We start from the raw sequence: 23,759 nt of genomic DNA, 5'->3' as shown, positions 1-23,759 counted from the left end.
CCGTTTATTTATTCGCTAATTTAATCGCGTGTTCAAGTACTTTTGCACCATTCATCATGCCGTAATCCACCGTGTTAATAACATCAATAGCGACACCTTTTGGTTCACAAACAGCTTTTCCTTTGTTTAACAAATACTTTACCTGAGGACCTAATAAAGCAACATCGATATTATCAACATACTTTTCCATCTCTGACTCAGGGTAAGCTGCAATCTCAGCTTCTACACCACGCTCACCAGCAAACGCTTTCATCTTCTCCACTAACATACTTGTAGACATACCTGCTGCACAGAATAATCCAATCTTCACCATATCAATTCATCCCTTTCAATAAGTTAATTTCTTTTTGCATGGTCATCATATGATCCAATAGCTCTTTTACTAAGATCGTATTCATCAAATGGTCTTGGGCATGAACCATCAATACACCAACCCGTGCCGATTTTCCTTGGGCCTCTAGTGTGACAAATTTTGTTTGAATAGCATGTGCTTCGTTTAAAATTGCATTCGCTTTTACTACTTCTGCTTCTGCCTCTTCTACTTTGTTTTCTCTGAGCAGATGTAAAGCAGCGTGATAGCTCGCTTTAGCATCACCTGAAAATGCAATTAATCCAAAGATATCTTCAGAGCTAATCTCAATCGATTCTTCAACCATATATGTACACCCTTTCATAAGTACAAATCTAATTTGTTGGTACAAATTTTATAAATTTATAATAACTCACTCAGATTCATATGTAAACTATTTTTTTTATTTTCAGACAAAAAAAAAGAGCCCTGAGCTCTCTTTGCACCTTAACTACCTTTCATATTTGATACTTTTAGCAATTTTACATGTTTGAAGTGATGCACTGACTGTGAGTAATCAAATATTGCACCGTTTATTAAATAAACCGTATTATCTACCACCAAAGCCGGATCATTCTCTTTTAATCCCAATAAATCAGCTTGCTCACACATAAGATAATCGGCACGAATAACACGATCTGCAAAACCAATTGCTAGTTGCTGGTCATTGCGTAAATATGTATAAATCGATTTTTTCACAATATTTTCATCAAGGTATTTAACAAGATTTTTGTTGAAATACGAAGTTTCAATTGAAAATGGATCACTATCAACATATCTTAGCCTTTTTACATAATAAATAGGTGTTCCAATCTTACATCCCATATTTTGGGCTAGTTCCTCATCCGCATTAATTAATTTAAAATCTAGCAGCTTGTTTTCTACAAGGCGGTCACTAAAATCATTGGTAACTCCTTGTAGCTTTTCAAGATTAACGTATCCATTGTTGTGATGATTACGAATAAATGCACCGCTGCCCTGAACTTGATATACATATCCTTTATTCACGAGAATTTCAATTGCTTTTCGTACTGTATTACGGCTCACCTGATACTTTGCTGCATATTCATCTTCAGTCAAAAGTTTATTTGTTTTTTGATAAACATGCTCAGTAATATCAGATTCAATTTGGCCAGCTACTTGCAGATATTTTGGCATCATTCTATTTTACACCTCTCTATACAAACTAAAAAACTAGGGATTATTATAGCATAAAATACGGAAAGAAGTGCTTTTATGAATATACTTGAAATAAAAAAAAGCTTTATAGCCTTGTTCAATATGAAGATAGCGCTACTACTTATATTACTCCTAAAGTACTGGAATTGACGTATTGTAAAACATCTAAGATTTTGCAAATCATTATACTTACGGATCAAAAATGAAGTTCGATGGCTTTATCTAATTGCTTTTTTAATGCAAGTTAAAGTTAGCTTTAAGTCAAGGTTTCCAAGAATAATTTCCAAAAAAAAAACGATTTTGCAAATCATAAAAATAAGTCTACACCTTAACCGTACGGACTTAAAATTAAGTTAGTTCATTGTTTTTTTTGGGAGTTTTCTTGATTTCCTGCTTTACTGATTATCGTAAAGGGAACAAAAATAATAAATAAAATAACTAAGTTCGTTTTCACAATCGTTTCAATTAAAAAGTGCGTTAACCCTGCTTGGATTAACGCACTTGATCGTTAGGCCTGAACCAGCAAAACTCACTTTTGTATAGAATCTAAACATCCTTTCAAATGCTGAAATAGGGATCCATTTTGACGGGAAGAGTAAGGGTAATTAGTAAATTCAGGGTGCGCATTACGCTCGATTACTTTTAAGCCGATGATTTTTCTGATGACTTATTGCCCGGTGCAAACCAACCCAATAGCGCGATACCAACTAATACTCCATAGAAAATCAGTGTCCAAGCAGTGCTATGAGGGAAATGAGAATCTAAAACCCCGATATCTTTATGCGCAAAAGTAATAACCGCAAGTTTCACACCGACCCAGGCAACAATTGCATATGCTGTCGTTTCTAAGGCAGGTCGCTTTTCGAGAAGTTTTACAAACCAGGTTGCTGCAAACTTGATTAAGATAAGACCTGCAACTCCTCCAAGAACTACAACTGCAAACTGTCCTCCATCCATCCCACCGATTTCTCCAAACTGTGAATCCGGAAGCCCAAGAGCTATGGCCACTGCAGCTAAAATAGAATCTATGGCAAAAGCAAGGTCAGCTAACGCAATTTTCCCCACTGTTGGCCAGAACCCCTTTCCAGCAGACTCCTTCTCATCATCATCATGAATATTCTCATTATGTTTCCCAAACCGCGCCTGAATGACATGCTTCAAACCTAGATACAGGAGATAAACGGCTCCTATGGCCTGTATCCACCAGACGTTGGCGATAAATGAAATGGCAAAAAGAGCTCCAAATCGAAAAATAAATGCCATCAGAATTCCGTAATTAATCGCTCTTTTTTTCTGATCCTCGGGTAAATGCTTGGCTATAACTGCGAGTACAAGAGCGTTGTCAGCTGATAATAATCCTTCTAATCCAATTAGAATCAATAATGCCCATACGTATTCGAGCCAAATAGATTCCATCCGCTTCTCCCCTTTCCAAAATGTAAGCTGCTATGCTAAAGGTTTTGTTTACAATAGAATAACCATATATGCTAAAGGCAACCCTAAAAGATAGGATTTTCATTATTTTAACACTAACCTTCTATAAAATACTTCTTTAAATACAAATAAAAACCAAATTATTAAATTTTTACGTTTTTTATCATATAACGTCGCTTTTTTACATGATTAATGAAAACTTCGGGCCAACATCTCTATAAGTTGGATGGTTAATAGGTAATCGCTATTATTTCAGGCTTTTTTTACAAAGTGCTTGCGACCAATGAAAAGAACGGCTAAAAAATATTCATCAATATTTTTTAGCCGTTCTTTATTTCTTCTTTGTACCATGCAATAAAACAGGTCAATTAGGACTAATCCCTACCCAAAAAAGATCTACTAGAGCCTGAGCCGTTTTTTCAGGGCCTCCTAATTCAGTTATTAATTCTTTTTTATTCCGAATCATTGTGACCATAGAAAATGTATGCGCAAGCAAGCGAGGGCTTGTTACGACAATTTCACCGTTGTTTGCAGCTTGTTTGAATACGTTCTCCAATGCCTGATGTATGGCTTTCTCTGCTTCACGAATTTCATGAATATGATCTTCTGTAAGCGAAGAAGTAGCTTCCTGCAATAATGTTTCAAAATCAATATGCGGTCTCTTTAAGTGATCCAATGTTACCTCGTATAATCTATGTTTCAGCCCTTTGGAATTTTGTAATAATTTCTCTGTCTGTTTTGTAATACGTTGGAACATGCTTGATACCGAAACGGTAAATAAAGTGGCCTTATTTTTAAAGTAGTAGTAAACACTAGCCTTAGTCACATCGCTAGCCTCAGCTACTTGCTCCATTGAGACTCTTTCATATCCATATGCCATAAATAAATGGGCAGCAGTCTTTAAAATTTGCTCTCTTGTTATATTATTTTCAGTTGTTATTTTGGGTCTGCCAGGCTTTTTTTTTGGTGTCTTATCAGTATTCATACGAGGGCCTCCTTCTAGTTCAAGAAATTGCCACATTTAAACTAGTTGATTAATTAACCTTCTGGTATATATAATTATTGAAGGTTCTATATATATTGTAATAGAAACAAACAGATTTGGAAATGAGGGAGAATTAATGAAAGAATCACCTTTAGCAACATTCAGCCGATTTATGACTGGGAAAGTGAGTCGATGGGTTGTTATTGCCGTATGGATTCTGGCCACTGTAGTCCTAACGATTGCTTGGCCTGCCGTGAATGAGACGGAAGTGAACAATGCACCCAACTTAAGTGAGAATTCACCTTCCGTAGAAGCTGAAAATCTCATAAAGAAAGAATTCCCTAACTCATCAGGGGTTCCTGCCTTACTTACATGGCACAAAGAATCAGGTTTGAAAAACGATGATCTAAAATCTATTCAGCAAATGGCGGCAGCTTTAGAAAAAAAACCATTAGAAGAACAAACGTCTACACCGCCTTTGCATAAATTACCGTTAGCAGCTTTACAAAAAATGATATCAAAAGATGGTACCACGCTTGTACAGCCTATTTTCTTTAAAGAAAACGCTGAGACGGATGTACTAGAAAAAAATCTAGATACGATTAAAAAACAAGTAAAAGAAAACGTTTCATACGATTCTTTTGCGACGGATATAGATGAAAAAGATAAATTAAGCACGCGCGTTACCGGTCCTGTAGGAATTCAAGTAGATGCAACGAGCTTATTTGAAGGAGCAGACGTTTCGTTACTAATTGCGACAGTTTTATTAGTCTTAATTTTACTTCTTGTAATTTATCGTTCCCCAATTTTAGCGATTATTCCTTTAATTGGTGTAGGTTTTGCCTATGGGGTTCTGAGTCCAATTCTCGGTATTTTAGCAGATAAAGGATGGATTACGGTCGATTCACAGTCCATATCCATTATGACCGTTTTATTATTTGGAGCCGGAACAGACTATTGTTTATTTTTAATTTCTCATTATCGCGATGAGCTTCGCAAAGTAAAAGATAAGAGACAAGCACTTATCAACGCCTTTAAAGGTGCTTCAGGTGCTATAGCGATGAGTGGCTTTACGGTTGTCATCTCTCTTTTAGCTTTAATCGTGGCAAAGTACGGGGCTTACCACCGTTTTGCAATCCCGTTTAGTTTATCTATTCTGGTTATGGGATTAGCGAGCTTAACTCTTATTCCTGCCCTGCTTGCAGTTATGGGAAGAGGTTCTTTTTATCCTTTTGTTCCTCGCACTCCCGAAATGGAAGAAGAATTGGCGAAAAAGAAAGGAAAACCGGTGCGTGACCGAAAAGAGAAAAACCGTTTCGGGAATTGGATCGGTAATGTGGTTACGACTAAACCATGGACAATCATTGTAGCTTGTCTAGTCTTTTTTGGAGCTTTATCCATATACTCTAGTCAAATCAAGTACACGTATGATTTATTGTCTTCTTTCCCTGAAGATATGCCTTCTCGTGAAGGGTTTACGATTATCTCTGACGCTTACTCTCCTGGTGAACTAGCACCAGCACAAGTAGTAATTGATACAGAAGGAAAATCGGTAAATCTAGAAAAAGAGTTAAAGAAAAACGATCTTATTAGTACCGTTTCTGCACCTCAAAGCGGTAAAAGTAATAAGGATTTAAAGGTATATGACGTCACGTTTAATGTAAATCCATATAGTATAACAGCTATGGAGGCTATTCCAGACTTGAAAGATGCAGCCGAAAAGGCACTGTCACAGTCCGGAGTTTCCTCAGTAAAATCCAAAGTATGGATTGGCGGTCAAACAGCGACGCAATATGACACGATGACTGTTAGTGATAAAGACAACAGTATTATTGTCCCGTTAATTATTATTTTTATATCGCTGCTGCTAGTGGCTTACTTGCGTTCTATTGTAGCTATGCTTTATTTAGTGGGAACCGTTATCCTCTCTTACAGTGCAGCTTTAGGCTTAGGCTGGCTCATCATCCACAATATCATGGGAGCAGATGCTATCCAAGGAGCGATTCCTTTATACGCATTTGTATTCTTAGTGGCGCTTGGTGAGGATTATAATATTTTTATGATCTCAAGCATCTGGCAGAAAAAGAAATACATGCCGTTAAAACAAGCGATTAAAGAAGGCGTAAGTGAAACAAGCGGTGTTATCACATCAGCTGGAATTATTTTAGCTGCTACATTCGCGGTTCTAGCAACACTGCCTATTCAAGTTCTGGTTCAGTTCGGAATTATCACGGCTTTAGGTGTTCTGTTAGATACATTTATTGTGCGACCATTCCTTGTACCTGCGATCACTACGGTTTTAGGAAGATTTGCTTTCTGGCCAGGTAAAGCTGAAGTGGTATCAGAAAAAGAGAATTAAGTAGTAAAACAAAGGTGTTTTATAATTGATTTACTATATGGCTTCTATGAATGTAAAACCAAGAAAAAAGCAAAGAGAATATTAATATTCTCTTTGCTTTTTTAATTTACTTCCATCTGTGCTCTTCTTTATCTGTTAGCTTTACGATAAACGGAAATAAACCAATAAGAGATATAGCAACAATCCCACTTAAATAACCTAGCCCCATTAAAGGACCAGCACCTTTAAAGGAGATAAATTGTCTGGTATGGCATTTAGGACACTTCTTTCCTTTCTTAGAAAACCCAAGTAACCATACATTTTTAGCGTTCCATTTGTAATTGCAATGATTGCAACAAGCCATATATACTCTACCTTTCTTGTCTTATGCTTTTATTTGTTTTTATGTAATTTTTGAGCGGAATTATAATGTTAGTTCATATTAGTCTGATGATGATTAAAAGTCATATTTATAATTTCTCCAAGCAACAGTCCTACAGCTGCTACTGGTATAAACACTTTAAACATACTAATAGAAACATCTAAGCCTAAAATCAGTAAAAGAAAATAACCAAATAAGAATCCTGTACAGATAAATGAATATTTTTTTATCAATTTTCTCAAAAAAACACCTCTTTTGCTTGAATACTCCATTCACATCTTTATGTATAAAAGGATCATCTATTCTTTCCAAAATGTTTATTTTGTTTTTTAACTTGAACGACTTTATAAATAAACAAACCTAAAGAAACCATTAAAATTAACCAAAAGATTTGAAAAGCTACGTCCACCCAATTAACACTTGATATATCCATATTATCGCCTCCTATATCTTTTACGAACGAATTTCATAAAAGTTCCATATTTGTATTATTTATTGTGTTTTCTAAGTGATATTCTCACTTGCACTTTAGAACCTCCTATAATCAGTCTTAACTTTAAATGTATTAAAAAAGGGGAATACACTTTGTAAAAAGGTGTGATTTTATTAACTTTTTACGTATTACCACAACGGCTGTTGTTCTTTCTTTTTTTGGTGTGATATTCAGAATCATTTACGGCCAAATAATTGGGGAAAAAGATTTTTAATTAGAAAGTCTCATTGGTCTCTTCGTTGGATTTTTTGTGAGTATTTTTTTCATTTATTGTTTTAATGATTATCGTAAAAAGAAAAAACATAATTAATTCACTAATTAGCAAACGAAGCACTCAATGCAAATTTCAATAATCTAGAATGGCTTTCCGCGTAACTTTCATAAAAGCAGCTATTTAGGATAAATTATTACTGAAGAAACATATGCTACTGGAGGTCGTAACTTGTTAATAGGTGAGATTGTTCAAAAGCTAAATAATGGTGCTTCTTATGAAGATATTGCTTCTTCCATTGAAATTAGTGTAGATATCTTGAAAGATGATTTAAAGAAATTCGGATTTCATTACGATAATAAAGAAAGAAATCTCGTATTTACAGGATACGAATCTGAATATGAAAATACACTTTGTATTTGTTACTCTGATATCAGGAAACTTTCTACTTAACATTTTTGCGTTAAAATGATATTACTTCTATTAAATTATAAAAGCGCGGGCTGCATTCAGTCCGCGCTTTTAACCCTCTTCATTTTAGTTCTCTTTTTAATACTTTACCGAGCTGGTTTTTAGGGAGTTGATCAATAAAATAAACTTCCGGAACTTTGTAACTTGCCAATCGTTCTCTACAATAATTTAGAATATCTTCTTTTGTTAAGGAAGAATGAGGATCCTTCACTACATAAGCTCTAGGTTTTTCTCCATAAACAGGATCTTCTACTCCTACTACAGCAGCTTCTATAACCGTGCCTATTTGCTCAATGATTTCTTCGACCTGATCGGGATAGATATTATCACCGCCATATACAATAACATCTTTATAGCGTCCCATAATATATAAAAAGCCGTCTTGATCTATCTTTCCAGCGTCCCCCATATAGAACCAGCCATTTCTAAGAACTTTGTCAGTCGCCTCTTGATTATGCCAATAGCCTTTAAAACAATAGGGGCTTTTTATAATGATTTCTCCAACTTCTCCTGTTTTTACTTCTTTTCCTGATTCGGGATCAATAATTTTCACTTCTACACCGGAAAGAGGCTTACCCGCCGATTCAATTTTTTCATTTCCCATATCCGGTGTCCATACACTCACTGTCCATGCTTCTGTACTTCCATACCCTTGGATCATTCTAATGCCTAACTTTTCATACTCCTTAATAAGATAAGCAGGAACTTTAGCTCCTCCTGCAATAGCAACCTTTAGTGAAGATTTCTTTGGCCCTGCATTTTTCACTACTTCGAGCATCTGCATATACGTAGAGGGAAACGCTAACATCATAGTGATCTTATGAGTTTCAATCGTTTCCCAAATGATTTCTGGTGTAGGATCTGACAACAGAAACAACCCCATTCCGTTGGAAACAGATTTTAAAATATTGTTAATAGAACTCATGTGATAAAAAGGATGCGAGGCAAGAAATCGACCATCCTCTTCATAGTCTATTCGTTGACTCGATGGTTGTATATAAGAATACACGTGACCATGCTCAATCATACAGCCCTTTGCATTGCCAGTTGTTCCAGAAGTAAAAAGAAGCATCGCAATGTCATCTTGAGAGACCTGTATATTTGGGTTTAGTATAGAATACGCAGAAAAAATGTCATTATATTCTTCAACTGTCTCCACACTATTTTCTCTTCCTACTTGTAAAGTAATAACGTCATTTAATATTTCAGAATCAAAAGGAATAACCTCATGAAATTTTTGGTCGTAGAAAATAACTTTAGGTTGTGCACTGTCTAAAATATCGATAATTTCGTACTTCGTCAGCTGCCAGCTAATAGGAACCGCTACGGCTCCAATTCTTAATGCAGCTAGCAGAATGGTAGGAAACGGATGATTATTTTGACATAGAATTGCAATTCGATCTCCTTTTTTAACATTATGGCTTAACAGGTAATGAGCCAGCTGATTGACACGTTCATTATATTCTTTAAATGTATGGAAAGATGTACTCCAAATTAAAGCCTCTTTTTCAGCAGATTGTTTAGCTCTTTGCTCTAATAGTTCTCCAAGTGTATACATGATAGCTCTCTCCTTTAATGATAATGACCAGTTTGAATCATATTTAAATGGTGCTTCATTCTAATTATTTTTAACTCTATAAACTACATTACCCAAACTTAACGTTAACGAAAACGTCAATTATAGACGTTTGAAAAATTCATATCTTTTGAACATATAAAAGATACATATTAGTTATTCAGAAAAGACTATTCAGTATACTTTGAAGCTTATGCTGAGGAGTTCATAACGTTTGATCTTGTAAGGTTCTTTTCTTTTTTTAACTTTAGTCTCCTTTTGTAGCAGCTATTACGTATGTTCTCTTTCTATGCATCGAGTTAATTGCTAGTTGCACTCTCCATGTGAATAACAAAAGTCTTAAGAGTTATATTAATAAAAACGCTAAGATAATATAGAGCTTCTCTTCTTGCTATAGGATCTATAAATGACCATGGAGGAAAATATGAATAAAGTCTTTTTTATTTTTATGATTATTGGTGTACCTCTTTCAATTATTGGCAGCATGTTTAATTGGAATTATATTTTCATGTTTTTTATTTATTGCGTGACATTAATTAGTTTGGCTAATTATATTAGACGTTCCACTGAAAGCCTTAGCGTTGTAGTAGGTCCAACATCAGGCGGATTACTGAATGCTACGTTTGGCAACGCTGCGGAAATTATTATTTCATTTTTTGCATTAAGTAAAGGATTAAATACAATCGTCATTTCCTCAATTACGGGAGCAGTTCTTGTTAATCTTCTTTTTGCCAGTGGAATATCCATGATCGTTGGAGGTATTCGATTTAAAAAGCAAAAATTTAGTGTGTTTAAAACACGACATAATACTTCCCTCTTAATGTTTGCTATTATCGTAACTTTTGTATTGCCGTTTATCTTTGCAAAACGCTTGGATGATAAAGATATGCAGGTTCTATCCACTTCTTTTGCTATTGTGATGCTGACCATTTACCTGCTTGCTCTTCTTTTTAAACTTGTCACGCATAAAGGGATTTTCACCGGAAACGCAGAAGAAAATGGAGAGGAACCAGAATGGGGAAAAAAGAAAGCAATCGTTGTGCTTGGACTGGCGACAATTGTACTAGCTTATATTAGTGAGAAACTTGTTGGCACCATTGAGCCAGTAGGTGCTGCTTTAGGCTGGAGTCACGTTTTTATTGGAATTATTGTTGTCGCCATAGTGGGAAGTGCTGCAGAGTACGTGTCAGCAATTGCCATGGCCTATAATAACAGAATGGACGTAATGGTGGAGATCTCCATTGGTTCAACCGTCCAAACGGCCATGTTTGTTGCTCCTATACTTGTTCTGTTCTCATACTTGTATGATTTCTTGCCTCTTGTGTTTAATACAGCGGAAATGATTGCGATGATTCTTGCCGCTCTCATGACGGTGACCGTTGTGAACGATGGTGATTCCAACTGGTTCGAAGGTGTTTTACTTGTTGGTACCTACATTGCGATAGGCTTTAGTTTTTACCTTTTATAGAATTTTTTCAAGAAAAAGATGAAAATTTCAGCTTACATAAAGACAAAGCTTGATCATCTTTTTAAATCTTGACGAATAATATATACACAAAAATTTGCTTTTCTTTTGCATGGTTTTCAACTTTAAACACAATTAAAGTATTGCTGTATTGATAATATATAATCGTATATGAACAAGAAAAACGAGCTCTTATCTGCTAAGAGCTCGTTTTTTATATTTATTTTATCTACCTTACATATAACCGTTTCAAATAAACAAAAGACACCAGTAAACCTAAAATGTATGTACATATTTTGAAGCGAATGACATATTTATAGCTCAAGAGACAGTGTTTACTAATAAAAGTTAGAGGAGATGAGAGTGAGAATGGATAATTTTAATTCACAATCATCCACTGATCATCCAAACCCGCAAGTATGGAATTTTGTTTCAGCTCCTAATTTACATCCCATGAAGGTTACCATTAATACTAATAAGCCTGGAACAGCTCCCGGCCTATTATTTGTTGCACCCTATACGGTATATGGAGCAGCGATGATTGGACAGACCGGCGCACTAATTATGGATCAGACGGGTAATCCAGTGTGGTTTAGACCGCTTGCTAGTAGGTATATCCAAAATACAGACTTTCGAGTACAAATATACTGCGGGAACCCTGTTCTTACGATGTGGCATGGGACAATTTCAGGCACTCAAACTTCAAACCCTAACCTTCCAGTAGGTGAACCTGAGCCTGGTGCTTATTTTCAAATTATCAATCAGCATTATGAGGTCATTAAAAAGTTATTTGCTAAAAAAGGGTTTACCTCTGATTTGCACGAGTTTACAATCACCAAACGGAATACGGCTTTATTTACGGCGGTAAAACAAGTACCTGCAGATTTATCCAAGTATGGAGGGCCCTTAAACGGGTATTTTAGTAATTACTCTATTCAAGAAGTAGACATTGAGACGGGAGAGCTTCTTTTCTTTTGGGATGTACTTAAACATATTAATCCAGCTGATTCGATGGTACCTGCTTCATCCGCAACAAGCTCTAATAATATATGGGATTGTTACCACGTAAATTCAGTCGAAGAAGGTCCAAACAATACACTTTTAGTGAGCATGCGTAGTATGTGGGCTATTTATAATATTGACAAAGAAACGGGAAAGGTAATTTGGCAACTTGGTGGAAAGCAAAGTGATTTTAGGCTTGGACCGAACGCTAAATTTTCTTGGCAGCATGATGCGCGCTACAGGTCCGAAAACAGGATAAGCTTGTTTGACAATGCCTGCTGTGCTTCTCCTGATTCTCCACCTCAAGGGCAAGCGCGTGGTTTAATTCTTCACTTAGATTATAAACACAAGGTTGCAAATGTAGATCGAACATATTATCATGACCCTGCTTTATATGTTCCAAGTCAAGGAAATGCGCAAAAGCTTTCCAATGGAAATCAACTCATTGGGTGGGGACAAGAACCGTACCTTTCGGAATTTAGGAACGCTGGCAATACACGGAGAAACCCTTCATTTAATTTGTTATATGATATGCAGTATCCAAATCAGAATCTTTCGTATCGAGCCTTTAAAAATAAGTGGGTAGGTCTCCCACTTTATCCGCCTAGCATAACTGTAGACTTATTGCCCGACGGTGAAGCTACAGTTTACGCATCATGGAATGGTTCAACAGAAACAGTCGCTTGGCAGGTACTGGCGGGACCAACACCTTTTAAATTGTCAGTAGTGGTATTTAGTACCCCTCGTACTGGATTTGAAACAGATATTCATGCTGAGGCAGGTGGTCCCTATTTTCAAGTCAAAGCATTAGATTCATGCGGGAACGTCATTGGTACATCACCAACTACTTACGTGAAAATAAGACGAAATAGACGAAAGTGAGCATTAGTAATCCTCTATTAGATTTTTAAAAATGTTCGTATAGTGCCCCTACTCTGATGACCTGGGGGAATACTTGATATAGATGAGTATGGGGTACTTTTTCTCTCGAATTACTTACCTTTTAAAACAACATCTTCTGATTTGTCATTCCATTTAGCAGTTAAAATCAAATGTTTAGATTTCATTATACCTTCACTAGCGTCAACCTTTACTTTCTCTTTAAAATTCCCTTCTTCATTTAACCTTGCGTCTCTCACTGCAATTCCATTTTGATTATTTGAAGTGTCTAAATTAATTCCAAAATCCCCTACGTTTTCTACCTTACTACCTAGATAATTTAAGTTAATTTGAGCTGTTTCTTTACTATTTTCAACGGGATATAACGTAATAGTAGCTGACCAGCTTTGAGTTTCACCTGAAAACTCTAAAGGATCCTCAACTTTACTTTGACATCCAACTAATGAAACAAAAAAGAAAAGACTAAATAAAACAATACAAAACTTTCTCATCCTCGTCCTCCATGTAAACAGTATAATGTCATTTTTACTAACTTATATTGTATTAAACTATATATTTTTAGTTAACGCCGCATAGAATATTATCTAGTAAAGAACATATGTAAGATCTTTTTTAAAAACTGATCGTAGATTTTGAAAGATGCGCTAAATGCGGAACGTTTCTTTTCACTTTCCATTATAATTTTATCCCCTTTTATCCTCAGGCATATTCTATACAAAACAAATTGCCGTTAGTTTAAACAATGAAAGGTCTCCCAGAAATAATTCTGAGAGACTAGTAAAAAAATTAACCTGTGAAAAAACTTACAACACCTATCAGCACAAAAAATATGAGAATTGCAGATAGAATGAGTACAACTGTAAAGATAGGTTTATACTTTGCTCTATTTTCTTGATTACTTATCTTATTATGTAAATCATCTAATTTTCTTTCAATTTCATCCAGACGTTTTTCAGTGTTAATATCCATCACCTCCTACCTTTTATACGAATTACTCCTCTAAAAGTTTCCTAATTACTGTATTTTGAAGAATATATATGTAAAAAACACTTTAAATTGTATGTATAGTTAGTTACCAAAATCTTCTTTTCCCCTAGTAAACGTTCATTAAAAAACAAAAATCTTAATCTAAATCAAAAGTGAAAGGGACTTACTTGTTTGATAATAAACGAAATAATAAACGAAACAGCAATTGTTGCCGCTAGCTGCTTTGGAGTTTCGTAAAAGACTACGCATAAAACAGCATACATAATGAATTCTTCAATATAGTTTACATGTATATAAAATATTCCAACCGCTAAAGAAAGACTTAACAATAACCCCATAGGCAAAGCTGGTAATATCCAAGCCAGACGTAAATTATTTTTAGCCATCCATACAATAGCTGCTAGAAACGGAGACGCTAGTGCGATACTTCCCCACAGTAAAAAATAACTAGTTGGAAAAAATCCAAATAAAAAAGCGGAATATATATAATAGCCTGTTAGCATTCCTATAAAGAACACGAATGTATTAAGAGCCGCACTAATTTTGGTTTTACTATACGCAGCTATAAGGGTAGCAATCAGTACCCAAATCCCTGTCCTCGAACACAAACCTCCAAAATATGGCAGGATGTTCATCCGCCAACTTCCATCAACACCTGCAACAGTATCTAAATATTTGGTTGCTATCCCCAAAGCTGTACCGAAGACTAAATAGATAATAGAAAATGCAAGTTTGTTTGTAGACTTAACTATTCCAATAGTAAACTCCCCCTAACCAAAGAAAATCTATTAAAATGTTTTAACTCTTTCGTCCAAAAGCTTTTGTATCAATATTTTTGTCATCTAGGAAACTCTCTATCTTTATCTGCTCTCTTCCATTTACACTTTTATTTTTATTCATAAGTGACTCAATTTCTGTTTCAGAAAAATCTCCTTCACTCATATGCTCAACCATGTCATCGATTGCTTGATCCAGTTCATCCAAAATTTGATTGGAACCCATAATATAGCGGCTAATTCTCTCTGAATCTTTTTTATATCCTTCTGGTAAAGTATTGTGCGAAATATAGGTGGAAAAGTTATGATCATTTGCTTTCACCAGGTCTTTTAACTCTTCAAATTTTTTCGCTTGAGCTTTATTTAATTTTTGATCGGACTCCATAATTTCTTCAAATTGATCACCGGTATTGGATAGATCCTCGTTAGTATCTAAGTATGTCTGTATACTTTCTTTCATTTCTTTTTCATCAATTAAGGCATTATTTTTCGATGAACTAAATATGGAAGTTGGTAATACAATTTTTCCACTAGCTTCTTTTGTACTTTCCTGATAAGAACAAGCGCCTAATAAAAAAATAATTATTAAGCTAAAACAAAGTTTTTTCAATTCAAACGCTCCCTTTAACAATGTGTTTTTTCTATTAATTTACATAGAAAATTTTAACATTAAAATCCTCTTAGGACTATACATCTAGAGGCGTATATTGGAAAAGTCCCCCCACCTAATTGAATATAGCAAAAAATGTTAAGAACAAAGATTTGTTTGCTGTTATAGTGAACGTAAGGTAGGTGAATGTAAATGAATTATGTAACTTGTATACAGAGAACGCTGGATTACATTGAGGAGAATTTGGAGACACAAATCACTTTAGAAAAGTTAGCAGAAATTGCCTGTTTTTCTCCTTTTCACTATCACCGTGTCTTCCAAGCCATGGTTGGAGAATCAGTGATGGATTATGTGAGGAAACGAAGACTTACGCGCGCAGCAGAACGCTTATTTTTCACAGATGAAAAAGTCATTGATATCGCACTTGATGTTGGTTTCCACTATCAGGAGTCTTTTAACAGAGCGTTCAAAAAATTTTATGATGTTTCACCCAAACAATACCGTAACGCAAGAAGAATATCTGGACCGCTGCGAGGAAAAGCCTACCTAAATACCACAATTTTGTCAGGAGGAAATAAGATGGAACCAAAACTAGTCACTAAACCTGCTTTTTATGTCATTGGATATGAGCTAAAAACAAAGAACGAGGGTAGCCAGAATAATAAAGACATTCCTGAATTTTGGCAACAGTACATGCAAAATGGATTAGGCTCTAGAATACCCCATCCCATAAACAAAAACGTTGAGCTTGGTATTTGCACTGACTTTAATCCTGAAACGGGTGAGTTTGTTTATGTAATTGGTATGGAAGTTGAGAAAGACACTCCAGCACCTGAAGGAACAGTTTACAGAAGCTTCCCTGAACTAGAATATGCCGTATTTACTACACCAAAATCAAATGAAGAATCTTTTACTTCTTCCATTCAGTCCACGTGGAATTATGTTTTTACAGAATGGTTCCCTGAATCGGGTTATGAGCACTACGGATCAATGGAATTTGAACTGTACGACAAAAGATGTTATGGCTCAGAAAATAAAGAGATTGACATCTACATTCCTGTAAAAAAACAGACTGTTAAGGCATAGAAGAGAAAAGCATTCCAAGTAGAAATTCACTTATAATGCTGAACATATTCCTATACAAAAGCCCAATCTCTAAGCACTTATATTTAAGAGAGGGCTTTTTATTCTTTTGCATTGGGAATTTTGGAATCAACCAATTTGAATATTCACTTCATTTTTAGTTATCATAATGTACGATATCGGCAATAAAAACATCAGATATACAGAGAAATACGATGTGCTTTTCTCTCCAATTACTTAATTCTTAAAACAATATCTTCTGATCTGTCACTGAGTATAAAGTAATACTAGCATTTTATTTTATGTATTTTCCTCACGTACATATTTTTTACATTTTATAGGAATGATAACGTTACTCGTTGTATAACAAATATTCACTCATATAAAAGGTGGTAAAACGTGCGACAAAGATATCTTCTGAAAAGCCCTAATAAAAAAAAGACAACAGCTTGTTCAGCAACTCCCTTATATGATGATGTAAATAAAAATATAGAGAGGCTATTGAACGAATTAGGAAATAGTTCTGATGTGTCGTTTCGAATGGTTGAGTCTCCGCATCAAAACACGTTAAAAGCAGCCGTTATTCACCTTGACGGATTAGCAGATGAAAACATTATAAATGAGAATATCATGACTCCTCTTATTCAGTGGTTTAAAGAAAGTAATCAAGTAGTAACCGTCGAAGAGATAGAAGAACAAATACCTCGGATGTTGACTGTATCTCAATTGACTATAAAAGAGAATTGGCATGAATTTGTGTCAGCAGTTTTAACTGGTGATACGGTCATACTAATGAATGGAAGTTCTAAAATTTTCATTGGCACTACAAAAAAACTTCAGTCCCGCGCAGTAACAGAACCAACCAGTCAAACGGTTGTTAGGGGACCTAAAGATAGTTTCACAGAGAATTTAAGGACGAATACTTCTTTAATACGAGCTAGAATTCAGGATTCTAATTTACGTTTAGACAGCATGAAAATTGGAAGCGTAACTCACACAGATATAGGAATCATGTATATTCAAGGAAATGCAGATGAACGTATTGTAGAAGAAATCAAAGAACGTTTAAAAGGGATTGAGGTAGATGGGATCCTTGAGTCGAACTATATTGAAGAATTTATCCGGGATGATAGGACCACTATTTTTCCACTTCTATTAAATACAGAACGACCTGATGCCGTTGTAGGAAATTTATTAGAGGGACGAATTGCTATTATTGTACAAGGAACACCTTTTGTTTTAATTGCACCCGCTATTTTTTCTCAATTTTTTCAGTCTCCCGAAGATTATTATCAAAATTATTATATTGCTTCCTTTTTAAGGATCTTGAGATTTGGTTCTTTTTTTCTTTCTATGTATGCGTCTGCTATCTATTTAGCATTGATTACGCATCATCAGGGACTTATTCCAAACACATTAATGGTCAGCTTAATGGCTCAAAGAGAACGAGTTCCTTTTCCAGCAATTGTAGAAATATTAGTGATGGAACTAGCTTTTGAGATGTTGCGAGAGGCAGGAATCCGAATGCCTAGAGCAATCGGACCAGCAGTCTCCATTGTAGGAGCACTGATTTTAGGACAAGCAGCTGTAGAAGCAGGTTTTGTATCAGCGGCTGTTGTGATCATTGTTGCTATTTCTGCCATCAGCAATTTTACACTGCCATCTACTAGCATTGTCAATGCGGCCCGGGGCTTTCGATTTATCTTGATTCTAATTTCAGCATTTATTGGCTTATATGGAATTTTGCTTATGACCTTATGTATATGGCTTCATATAAGTAGTCTAAGATCTTTCGGTGTCCCCTACTTTTCACCTTTTGCCCCCTTTGATTTTAAAGAGCAAAAGGATACTTTAGCTCGATTCTCTTTACCATCTCTTTTAAGAAAACAACAAAATAAATAGAAGCCACATAAAGATGAATGAGGATGAAAAATGAAAAGTTACCTTTCACTTTTATGGATCACTGCCCTTTGTTTATGTGTTTCAGGGTGTTCGAATTATCGAGAATTGAACCAAATAGGAGTCATTATAGGACTGGGAATTGATGAGAATAAAAATTCGGAAGAACCCTATAAAGTAACCTATCAGATTATTAACCCAAGTGGTTTGTCACAAGGCAGTTCGTCGGGAGGACAGGGTCTTCCTGTCATTAACTACACAGTAACTGCCAAATCGTTAGTGGAAGCATTAAAAAAAGCCTCTGTCGTCATTCCAAGAGAACATATTACTTCTCATCTTTCGCTTATCGTCGTAGGTGAAAAGTTAGCAAGAAATGGTCTTAGCTTATTATTTGATGCCTTGGATCGAGGCAAACAAGCTCGTACAAGTATTCCAGTTTTTATTGCGCGTGATGGAACTGCTGAGAAATTGCTTGGTGTGATTGAACCTTTTGAGGTTACTCCAGTCAAAAGTATCCTAAGTACAACCCAGAACAATCAAAAAATGTATGGAATAGTTAGTAATGTACAAGCATATGAAGTTATTTCTATGCTTTTGAGTGAGGGAAAAGATCTATCTCTTCCTGGAATCAATATTAACAAACCCTCTCAGCAGTCAGAAGAAGCAGGCAATTTAGAGAATACCAGCCCAAGTGCTATGCAGGTAAAAGGATTAGCTATGTTTAGAAAAGGAAAATTAGTTCGATGGCTGGATGGGGATGAAGCTCGATCTGTTCAACTTGTTACGTCTGAAGTGAAGAGCACAGCTCTTGTTTTCCCTTGTAATATAAATGAGAATATCACAGTTACAGCGACTGGAATAAAAAGTGAAATAAAAACAAAAATCCGCCGTGGACAACCTTTTATTCATACAGATCTGAATGTGATGGGAGAAATTACGGAAACATCATGCCAAAAAGATTTAAGCAACCCTAAGGTATTAAAAGAGTTGGAAAAAGAAATCCAAAATGAACTACAAAAGGAAATTAAAAAAACTATTAGCATCGCACAAAAAGAAAAGGCAGATATATTTGGCTTTGGTGATAGCTTATCTCGAACCAACCCTAGTTATTGGCGTCAGCATAAACAGAATTGGGAGAGTCTATTTTCAAGTGCGAAGGTATCGATGAATGTGAACGTCACTATCGTAAATACCGGAATGCGTACAAATCCTTATGAGGTAAATTAGATGAGGAGCTGAAAAAGCATTGACTAAAATAAAAATCGATGGGTTTCAATTATTTTGTATGATGTTTATCTTTATATTAGGCAGTACGTTGCTTTTAGATATAGGAAAGGCTGCTAAGCAAGATGCATGGATCGTTCCCTTTTTGGCTACTATTTTTGGATGTGCACTGTATTTAGTCTATATCTCCCTATATAAGAGATACCCTAATATGCCTTTAACCGGCTATCTTATTAAAATCTGGGGTAAATACGTAGGCAGTGCTATCAGCTTTTGTTATATTATATATTTTGTTTATATTGCTTCTAGAGTACTACGTGATTTTGAAGAATTACTAATTAGCTCTTCTTACTATGTTACATCGATTATTACGCTCGGCATATGCATGACCTTTGTGTTAATTTATAGTATTCACTTGGGAATAGAAGCATTCGCACGAGTTACATGCTTATGTTTTGTTGTTATTTTACTGACTCTTTTTATATTAAACGTTTTGTATGTAGTAGGAGGTTATATCAAAGTGGAAAACCTTCAACCCGTATTAGCAAATGGATGGGGAAACATAGGGAAAGAGTTAGTCCCTCTTGGCATTACTGTCCCTTTCGGAGAATTGATTACCTTTACTATGCTTCTTCCTTATTTGAATAAAAAAAGTCAGGCTGCAACAATTGGACTATCCGCCATTATAATAGGAGGGATTGTCTTAACCATTAATTCAATTATTCTTTTATGTGTACTCGGACCAGAGACTGTTTTAAGATCTTCTTTCCCAGCTCTTACAGCTGTGAGTTACATTAACATAGCCAGTTTTATTCAAAGGCTGGATACCTTTATTCTTATTCTCATGGTCATTTTAGGTTTTGTTAAAATATCCATCTATTTCTTTTGTGCCGTGATTGGGGCAACTGATTTGTTTGGTATGAAACCTTCTGTTACAAACATTTATCTAATTGGTGGTGTTATTTTTTTCTCCTCACTGATGATTGCTCCTAGCTACCAAGCTCATATAAATGAAGGGCTCAAAGTTGTTCCTTATTTATTACACCTCCCTTTTCATATAGCAATTCCTATCCTATTGCTGATTACAGCATATATTAAGCAAAAAATAAAGCCTACCCTTTCATGACAAGGGAGGCTATTGTTTTTTTAAAACAGGAAAAATGCTAACAGTAACGAACAACAAAGCAAATAAAACAATCAAAAAATAATCTTCTCCACGTGCAATTACAAAATATTGTTTTAGGTTATAAAACGATTGAAACATATAGTTTCCCTGAAAAACGTCGATGAATACAATAAGAGCATAAGCCCCCAGCAAAATACATAAGGATGAAATTATTTTAGCCATTATATCAGCCTCACCTTTTTCTTTTAAATTGCGGTAAATAATATAAAAATATACAAGGCGTCCATGAGATTTAATACTATTTATTAAATAATGAAAAATAATTGATCTTCTGCAAAGCAATCTGTTATAAAAAATTTAACGTAACAAGAATTTTAAAAATTCATCTACAAGGAGCTTTATTTATTTTAATGTACGGCTCTATTTTTATAGATTCTCACGAAGTAGTACAAGCCAAGCAGAAGTAATCCTACATTTGTATAAACATAAAAAATAGACCCATACCAAAAGTTCTTTTGAGCCAATGAATCAAAAAAATAATGTAAAAAGTGGTATAGCGCTACATAGATTAAACAAAGACTCCAGAAAACATTTTCTTCTCTAGAATAAATCTCTCTTAGTAATAAAAGAATGATCCACCAAAACACAAGTATTGATAATGTACTGAGTAAGTTAATTGGATAAGTCTTATAGTAAAAAGAATACGCGCTGCTATAAAATAAAAGCATCGATAGTAACAACATGAATAGTGGCTTTCTAGAGTGCTTATTGGTGATAAAAAAGTACAAGCCAATTAAAATGGCCATAAAAAAATAAATGTAATTCAACAAATTCCCCATCTCAAACCTCAACATTTTTATAATTTAATACTATGATATTTACGTTTCTCATAAAATCTTTTATGTAGTGGGTCAAAAACACAGCATCTTATGCTTCCTTGCCTCTTTTATGTGTACAATACCCAAAGATAGCAATTCCAAAAGAAACTCCAAAAGCGGTTGAAAATGCTGTTAAAAGATCAAAATTAGAGGTAAACAGCATATTAATTATTACGTTTCCTCCAAAGAAAATTAAAAAATATACCAAGAATTTCAAAATAACTTTTTTCAAGAACTACCCTACTTTCATAGATGTCGTTTAGATTGACTGCTGATTCAACACAGAATTTAAAAATCACGAAATTATAAATATAGCCAATATATGACTATATTACCATATATTTTTACTGACCATAAAAAAGAACCTCTTTAAAATAGAGGTTCTTTTTATAACAGAGAAGATATTTAGTTAGGGTAATGACAAGAATTAAAATGTCATTTGTGAGCTTTAATAAATATAGTTCTCGTACTACTTATAGCTTCTCTACCAATTCATCAACACGGACACAAGTGAATCCTTTCGTTTTCACTGTTTTTAACACATCTCTTAACGCATTAATTGTATTTCTTGGAGCTTCAGATTCCGCCCCTAGCGTATCACCGCAGTCGTGCAACAAAATCACGTCCCCGCCTTTTATATTTGCTAGGCGCTGTTTAATCTTTTCGCTTCCGCCAGAGGTTCGCCAATCTTCCGCCATGATTGACCATAGAATAATCTTATATTTACCTCTTTTGATAAAATCGAAAAGATTAAGCATTCCCCAAGGCGGGCGATAATATCTAGGCTCGACTCCCGTGATAGCTTCAATCACCTTGGCTGTATCCTTCAGTCCTTTTTGAACTTTCCAAGGCGACATAAACCAGTTGGAGTGATGTACGTAGTTATGAATTCCGATTAAGTGGCCTTCATTATGCATTCGCTGAATCAGTTCAGGGTACTTTTCTGCTTTGGTACCGACCACAAAAAAGGTTGCCTTCACCTCATTTTTCTTCAATAAATCAAGAAGTATCGGCGTATAAATAGGGTTCGGACCATCATCAAACGTAAAAGCAATTTTCGATAAATCCCTTCCCCTTTTAACTACGTTTACTCCTAGACCACGTGATAGGAAATACGGAATAACGGTGTATAATAAAATTAAAAAAATAATAGCAGGAATCATGAACTCCATATTATATACTCACCTCTATCTCCTTTTGCTTTTGTATTGTTCTATCATTTACGTTGAGTAATGGACTACGTCTTGCTGCTTCGACAATGACATGGAGAGCGTCTATGGATGACGTTTTAGTTTGGTATTTTTTTATTCTTTGTTTCATCCATTTTAAAGGTGCTGAATCATGAACCAGATTTTCGACCCGCGCAACCAACTCTTCTTCTGTTTTTACAGAAAGTGCGAATCCTGAACGACATAAATACTCTGCATTGTCTTCTTCTTGTCCCGGTAACGAATGGTAAATTAATATGGGTAAATCCATCGCCATTGCCTCAGACGTTGTCACTCCCCCCGGCTTGCTGATCATTAAATCTGAAATAGCCATTAATTCTTCAACCTTTTCACAATATCCCAAAATTCTCACGTCATGCTTCGAGTCTTTTAATTCCGACTCTAATTGTGTTTTTAACTTCTTGTTTTTACCGCATACTATAAAAAGTTGCATCGGTGTAGAAATGGATTCTAAGGCCTTAAAGGTTGAAAGTCCTTTCCCAAAAAATCCGTCGCCCCCTCCCATGATGAGCAGGGTGAATATATTGGGATCAATCATATATTTTTCTAAGAGAAGATCCTTTGGAAGAACATCCATAAATCTTTTCCGTACAGGTATTCCAGTGTTTTTAATTTTATCTGCCTCTACCCCTAACGCAATTAATTGATCACGCAATCGAGCAGACCCTACCACATATTGATCTGTAGAGGAATGAATCCAATAAGAATGATCCGTATAATCTGTGATGATGGTTACCGCTGGAATATCAATTAACCCTTGCTCTTTTAATTTGGATATAATTCCCGCGGCAAATGGGTAGGTACTAACCACTACTTTCGGCTTTATTTCCTGTATGATTTTAAGCACGGTTTCCATACCCGATAAAAAGATCGAATTTAACTTAACAGAAAAAGAATTTTTCACACGAGTTTTTTCATACAAAAAGCTATACACTTGTGGAAACTTCTTAATTCCTTTTTTATAAATATAATGGCTGATTGGATAAAGGTTGGGATGAACCCACTCCATGATATCAATGGTAATAGGTTCAGCATCAGCAACCACATTACTTACTGCTTCACTTATCGCATTTGCCACTTGTTTATGTCCTTCTCCAAACGTAGCGGAAAGAATTAAGTATTTATCCCGTTCACGGTTATTCATGACTTTTCCCTCCTTGTA

Annotated in this window: 24 protein-coding genes; 8 read left to right on the top strand and 16 right to left on the bottom strand. The window is 35.2% G+C overall.

Annotated features, from left to right (window positions below; translation table 11 throughout):
• Positions 1–4: 4 nt before the first annotated feature.
• The 5 genes from MKX72_RS08575 to MKX72_RS08555 all read right to left on the bottom strand — a co-directional run bounded on the left by MKX72_RS08575 (position 5) and on the right by MKX72_RS08555 (position 3,947).
• Positions 5–313, bottom strand: coding sequence for a PTS sugar transporter subunit IIB (locus tag MKX72_RS08575; protein ID WP_014460687.1), 309 nt, complete (start codon positions 311–313; stop codon positions 5–7).
• A gap of 1 nt (position 314) precedes the next feature.
• On the bottom strand, positions 315–656 hold the full coding sequence (locus tag MKX72_RS08570) for a PTS lactose/cellobiose transporter subunit IIA (RefSeq protein ID WP_033578591.1): 342 nt from the start codon (positions 654–656) through the stop codon (positions 315–317).
• A gap of 140 nt (positions 657–796) precedes the next feature.
• Positions 797–1,510 carry a GntR family transcriptional regulator gene (locus tag MKX72_RS08565; protein WP_014460689.1) on the bottom strand — a complete coding sequence of 238 codons (714 nt, stop codon included), beginning with the start codon at positions 1,508–1,510 and terminating at the stop codon, positions 797–799.
• Between the two features lie 660 nt (positions 1,511–2,170).
• Positions 2,171–2,944 carry a TerC family protein gene (locus MKX72_RS08560; RefSeq protein ID WP_033578590.1) on the bottom strand — a complete coding sequence of 258 codons (774 nt, stop codon included), beginning with the start codon at positions 2,942–2,944 and terminating at the stop codon, positions 2,171–2,173.
• Between the two features lie 382 nt (positions 2,945–3,326).
• On the bottom strand, positions 3,327–3,947 hold the full coding sequence (locus MKX72_RS08555) for a TetR/AcrR family transcriptional regulator (protein ID WP_033578589.1): 621 nt from the start codon (positions 3,945–3,947) through the stop codon (positions 3,327–3,329).
• A 136-nt stretch (positions 3,948–4,083) separates the two neighbouring features.
• Between MKX72_RS08555 and MKX72_RS08550 the strand changes: the two genes are divergently transcribed.
• A complete protein-coding gene (locus MKX72_RS08550; RefSeq protein WP_033578588.1) occupies positions 4,084–6,306 on the top strand; it encodes an MMPL family transporter in 2,223 nt (740 codons plus the stop codon).
• A 411-nt stretch (positions 6,307–6,717) separates the two neighbouring features.
• On the opposite strand, the gene MKX72_RS08545 is transcribed toward MKX72_RS08550, so the two are convergent.
• Together MKX72_RS08545 and MKX72_RS08540 are read right to left on the bottom strand one after the other, a co-directional pair.
• Positions 6,718–6,909, bottom strand: a complete 192-nt coding sequence (locus tag MKX72_RS08545) for a hypothetical protein (RefSeq protein WP_033578587.1) — start codon at positions 6,907–6,909, stop codon at positions 6,718–6,720.
• A gap of 53 nt (positions 6,910–6,962) precedes the next feature.
• On the bottom strand, positions 6,963–7,100 hold the full coding sequence (locus MKX72_RS08540; RefSeq protein ID WP_186808542.1) for a hypothetical protein: 138 nt from the start codon (positions 7,098–7,100) through the stop codon (positions 6,963–6,965).
• A gap of 502 nt (positions 7,101–7,602) precedes the next feature.
• Between MKX72_RS08540 and MKX72_RS08535 the strand changes: the two genes are divergently transcribed.
• Positions 7,603–7,824 (top strand): hypothetical protein, encoded by a 222-nt coding sequence (locus tag MKX72_RS08535; protein ID WP_033578586.1) that lies wholly within the window; start codon positions 7,603–7,605, stop codon positions 7,822–7,824.
• Between the two features lie 79 nt (positions 7,825–7,903).
• On the opposite strand, the gene MKX72_RS08530 is transcribed toward MKX72_RS08535, so the two are convergent.
• Complete coding sequence (locus MKX72_RS08530) at positions 7,904–9,400, bottom strand: class I adenylate-forming enzyme family protein (RefSeq protein ID WP_033578585.1); 1,497 nt, start codon at positions 9,398–9,400, stop codon at positions 7,904–7,906.
• A 442-nt stretch (positions 9,401–9,842) separates the two neighbouring features.
• Between MKX72_RS08530 and cax the strand changes: the two genes are divergently transcribed.
• On the top strand, positions 9,843–10,886 hold the full coding sequence (gene cax, locus MKX72_RS08525) for a calcium/proton exchanger (protein WP_155008552.1): 1,044 nt from the start codon (positions 9,843–9,845) through the stop codon (positions 10,884–10,886).
• Between the two features lie 366 nt (positions 10,887–11,252).
• On the top strand, positions 11,253–12,767 hold the full coding sequence (locus MKX72_RS08520; protein ID WP_049163933.1) for an arylsulfotransferase family protein: 1,515 nt from the start codon (positions 11,253–11,255) through the stop codon (positions 12,765–12,767).
• Positions 12,768–12,877: 110 nt separating this feature from the next.
• Here the strand turns inward: MKX72_RS08520 and MKX72_RS08515 are convergent, their stop codons facing one another.
• From MKX72_RS08515 to MKX72_RS08500, 4 genes are all read right to left on the bottom strand, one after another.
• Entirely contained in the window at positions 12,878–13,276 is a 399-nt protein-coding gene (locus tag MKX72_RS08515; protein ID WP_155008553.1) for a hypothetical protein, read from the bottom strand.
• A 295-nt stretch (positions 13,277–13,571) separates the two neighbouring features.
• Positions 13,572–13,754: a hypothetical protein gene (locus MKX72_RS08510; RefSeq protein WP_014460704.1), complete on the bottom strand. Its 183-nt coding sequence runs from the start codon at positions 13,752–13,754 to the stop codon at positions 13,572–13,574.
• A gap of 164 nt (positions 13,755–13,918) precedes the next feature.
• Positions 13,919–14,407, bottom strand: a complete 489-nt coding sequence (locus MKX72_RS08505) for a DUF6518 family protein (RefSeq protein ID WP_154991492.1) — start codon at positions 14,405–14,407, stop codon at positions 13,919–13,921.
• Positions 14,408–14,570: 163 nt separating this feature from the next.
• Entirely contained in the window at positions 14,571–15,158 is a 588-nt protein-coding gene (locus MKX72_RS08500; RefSeq protein WP_098627294.1) for an NDxxF motif lipoprotein, read from the bottom strand.
• A gap of 192 nt (positions 15,159–15,350) precedes the next feature.
• Here MKX72_RS08500 and MKX72_RS08495 point away from each other — a divergent pair, with 192 nt between their 5' ends.
• The 4 genes from MKX72_RS08495 to MKX72_RS08480 all read left to right on the top strand — a co-directional run bounded on the left by MKX72_RS08495 (position 15,351) and on the right by MKX72_RS08480 (position 20,490).
• On the top strand, positions 15,351–16,244 hold the full coding sequence (locus MKX72_RS08495) for an AraC family transcriptional regulator (RefSeq protein ID WP_033578579.1): 894 nt from the start codon (positions 15,351–15,353) through the stop codon (positions 16,242–16,244).
• Between the two features lie 396 nt (positions 16,245–16,640).
• Complete coding sequence (locus MKX72_RS08490) at positions 16,641–18,143, top strand: spore germination protein (RefSeq protein ID WP_033578578.1); 1,503 nt, start codon at positions 16,641–16,643, stop codon at positions 18,141–18,143.
• Between the two features lie 30 nt (positions 18,144–18,173).
• Complete coding sequence (locus tag MKX72_RS08485; protein WP_098627297.1) at positions 18,174–19,367, top strand: Ger(x)C family spore germination protein; 1,194 nt, start codon at positions 18,174–18,176, stop codon at positions 19,365–19,367.
• A 19-nt stretch (positions 19,368–19,386) separates the two neighbouring features.
• The gene (locus MKX72_RS08480; RefSeq protein ID WP_034265045.1) at positions 19,387–20,490 is read left to right on the top strand and encodes a GerAB/ArcD/ProY family transporter; all 1,104 of its coding nucleotides are present in this window, start codon (positions 19,387–19,389) and stop codon (positions 20,488–20,490) included.
• Positions 20,491–20,499: 9 nt separating this feature from the next.
• Here the strand turns inward: MKX72_RS08480 and MKX72_RS08475 are convergent, their stop codons facing one another.
• From MKX72_RS08475 to MKX72_RS08460, 4 genes are all read right to left on the bottom strand, one after another.
• Complete coding sequence (locus MKX72_RS08475) at positions 20,500–20,712, bottom strand: hypothetical protein (RefSeq protein ID WP_226313283.1); 213 nt, start codon at positions 20,710–20,712, stop codon at positions 20,500–20,502.
• A gap of 705 nt (positions 20,713–21,417) precedes the next feature.
• The gene (locus MKX72_RS08470) at positions 21,418–21,600 is read right to left on the bottom strand and encodes a hypothetical protein (protein ID WP_154991493.1); all 183 of its coding nucleotides are present in this window, start codon (positions 21,598–21,600) and stop codon (positions 21,418–21,420) included.
• 241 nt (positions 21,601–21,841) lie between these two features.
• The gene (locus MKX72_RS08465; RefSeq protein WP_098627299.1) at positions 21,842–22,540 is read right to left on the bottom strand and encodes a polysaccharide deacetylase family protein; all 699 of its coding nucleotides are present in this window, start codon (positions 22,538–22,540) and stop codon (positions 21,842–21,844) included.
• 1 nt (position 22,541) lies between these two features.
• Positions 22,542–23,741 (bottom strand): MGDG synthase family glycosyltransferase, encoded by a 1,200-nt coding sequence (locus MKX72_RS08460; protein ID WP_098627300.1) that lies wholly within the window; start codon positions 23,739–23,741, stop codon positions 22,542–22,544.
• Between the last annotated feature and the right edge of the window lie 18 nt (positions 23,742–23,759).

It is taken from the genome of Priestia sp. FSL R5-0597 (assembly GCF_038006305.1).
In the GTDB taxonomy this organism is placed as follows: domain Bacteria; phylum Bacillota; class Bacilli; order Bacillales; family Bacillaceae_H; genus Priestia; species Priestia zanthoxyli.
The sequence above is the reverse complement of the archived record's forward strand: the minus strand, read 5'-3'. Positions and strand labels throughout refer to the sequence as shown.